We start from the raw sequence: 3,102 nt of genomic DNA, 5'->3' as shown, positions 1-3,102 counted from the left end.
ACTTTTTTCTTGTTCATTGAAAACTGGATAAAACGACATTGAAAGTAATCAAGTAATCAACCGAGTCGCATGTATGCGATTCAAGCAATCTTTTTAACCTTCTGATTCCTATCGCTAGGATGAAGTTGGACCTTTTATAGGTTAAGTTAGAAAGGGCGCACGGCGGATGCCTTGGCACTAGGAGCCGATGAAGGACGGCACTAACACCGATATGCTTCGGGGAGCTGTAAGTGAGCTTTGATCCGAAGATTTCCGAATGGGGAAACCCACTGTCCATAATGGGACAGTACGTGTATGTGAATACATAGCATACTCGTGGCACACCCGGAGAACTGAAACATCTAAGTACCCGGAGGAAGAGAAAGAAACATCGATTCCCTTAGTAGCGGCGAGCGAAACGGGAAGAGCCCAAACCAAGAAGCTTGCTTCTTGGGGTTGTAGGACACTCTATACGGAGTTACAAAAGAATGTGGTAGATGAAGCGACCTGGAAAGGTCCGCCAAAGAGGGTAAAAGCCCCGTAATCGAAAGCACATTCTCTCCAGAGTGGATCCTGAGTACGGCGGAACACGTGAAATTCCGTCGGAATCCGGGAGGACCATCTCCCAAGGCTAAATACTCCCTAGTGACCGATAGTGAACCAGTACCGTGAGGGAAAGGTGAAAAGCACCCCGGAAGGGGAGTGAAATAGATCCTGAAACCGTGCGCTTACAAATTGTCAGAGCCCGTTAATGGGTGATGGCGTGCCTTTTGTAGAATGAACCGGCGAGTTACGATTCCATGCAAGGTTAAGCTGAGAAAGCGGAGCCGCAGCGAAAGCGAGTCTGAATAGGGCGAATGAGTATGGGGTCGTAGACCCGAAACCAGGTGATCTACCCATGTCCAGGGTGAAGGTCAGGTAACACTGACTGGAGGCCCGAACCCACGTATGTTGAAAAATGCGGGGATGAGGTGTGGGTAGCGGTGAAATTCCAATCGAACCTGGAGATAGCTGGTTCTCTCCGAAATAGCTTTAGGGCTAGCCTCAAACGAAAGAATCTCGGAGGTAGAGCACTGTTTGGACGAGGGGCCCATCCCGGGTTACCGAATTCAGACAAACTCCGAATGCCGATGATTTATGTTTGGGAGTCAGACAGTGGGTGATAAGATCCATTGTCGAGAGGGAAACAGCCCAGACCACCAGCTAAGGTCCCCAAGTATCTGTTAAGTGGAAAAGGATGTGGCGTTGCCCAGACAACCAGGATGTTGGCTTAGAAGCAGCCATCATTTAAAGAGTGCGTAATAGCTCACTGGTCGAGTGGCGCTGCGCCGAAAATGTACCGGGGCTAAACAGATCACCGAAGCTGTGGATTGACCTTAGGGTCAATGGTAGGAGAGCGTTCCAAGGGCGTTGAAGCTAGACCGGAAGGACTGGTGGAGCGCTTGGAAGTGAGAATGCCGGTATGAGTAGCGAAAGAAGGGTGAGAATCCCTTCCACCGAATGCCCAAGGTTTCCTGAGGAAGGCTCGTCCGCTCAGGGTTAGTCAGGACCTAAGTCGAGGCCGATAGGCGTAGACGATGGACAACAGGTTGATATTCCTGTACCACCTCCCCGCCGTTTGAGTAATGGGGGGACGCAGTAGGATAGGGTGAGCACACAGTTGGTTGTGTGTCTAAGCAGTGAGGTGGAGAACGAGGCAAATCCCGTTCTCATATAACACTAGGCTGTGATGGCGAGGAGATTTATCTCCAGAGTCCCTGATTTCACACTGCCAAGAAAAGCCTCTAGCGAGGCGGGAGGTGCCTGTACCGCAAACCGACACAGGTAGGCGAGGAGAGAATCCTAAGGTGATCGAGAGAACTCTCGTTAAGGAACTCGGCAAAATGACCCCGTAACTTCGGGAGAAGGGGTGCTCTGGTAGGGTGAATAGCCCGAGAGAGCCGCAGTGAATAGGCCCAGGCGACTGTTTAGCAAAAACACAGGTCTCTGCAAAATCGTAAGATGACGTATAGGGGCTGACGCCTGCCCGGTGCTGGAAGGTTAAGAGGAGGGGTTAGCGCAAGCGAAGCTCTGAATTGAAGCCCCAGTAAACGGCGGCCGTAACTATAACGGTCCTAAGGTAGCGAAATTCCTTGTCGGGTAAGTTCCGACCCGCACGAAAGGCGTAACGATCTGGGCACTGTCTCAACGAGAGACTCGGTGAAATTATAATATGCGTGAAGATGCGCATTACCCGCGACAGGACGGAAAGACCCCGTGGAGCTTTACTGTAGCCTGATATTGAATTCCGGTGCAGCCTGTACAGGATAGGTAGGAGCCTTGGATTCCGGAGCGCCAGCTTCGGAGGAGGCATTGGTGGGATACTACCCTGGCTGTATTGGACTTCTAACCCTTGCCCGTGATCCGGGCAGGAGACAGTGTCAGGTGGACAGTTTGACTGGGGCGGTCGCCTCCTAAAGAGTAACGGAGGCGCTCAAAGGTTTCCTCAGAATGGTTGGACATCATTCGCAGAGTGCAAAGGCATAAGGAAGCTTGACTGCGAGACCTACAAGTCGAGCAGGGTCGAAAGACGGACTTAGTGATCCGGTGGTTCCGCATGGAAGGGCCATCGCTCAACGGATAAAAGCTACCCCGGGGATAACAGGCTTATCTCCCCCAAGAGTCCACATCGACGGGGAGGTTTGGCACCTCGATGTCGGCTCGTCGCATCCTGGGGCTGTAGTCGGTCCCAAGGGTTGGGCTGTTCGCCCATTAAAGCGGCACGCGAGCTGGGTTCAGAACGTCGTGAGACAGTTCGGTCCCTATCCGTCGCGGGCGCAGGAAATTTGAGGAGAGCTGTCCTTAGTACGAGAGGACCGGGATGGACATACCGCTGGTGTACCAGTTGTCTTGCCAAAGGCATCGCTGGGTAGCTATGTATGGACGGGATAAATGCTGAAAGCATCTAAGCATGAAGCCCCCTTCAAGATGAGATTTCCCATTACGCAAGTAAGTAAGATCCCTCAAAGATGATGAGGTGGATAGGTCTGGGGTGTAAGTACGGCGACGTATGTAGCTGACAGATACTAATCGATCGAGGACTTAACCTATTTTAAAAAGTAGTTACTTGAACTACACAATGTC

1 rRNA gene is annotated in these 3,102 nt (G+C 51.6%); it reads left to right on the top strand.

Going from position 1 to position 3,102, the window contains the following annotated elements:
* Nucleotides 1-139 precede the first annotated feature (139 nt).
* Nucleotides 140-3,068, top strand: a 23S ribosomal RNA gene (locus CSV74_RS16350).
* The last annotated feature ends 34 nt before the right edge of the window (nucleotides 3,069-3,102 follow it).

The organism is Sporosarcina sp. P19, from assembly GCF_002743165.1.
In the GTDB taxonomy this organism is placed as follows: domain Bacteria; phylum Bacillota; class Bacilli; order Bacillales_A; family Planococcaceae; genus Sporosarcina; species Sporosarcina ureae.
This window is presented reverse-complemented; position numbering and strand designations above follow the sequence as displayed.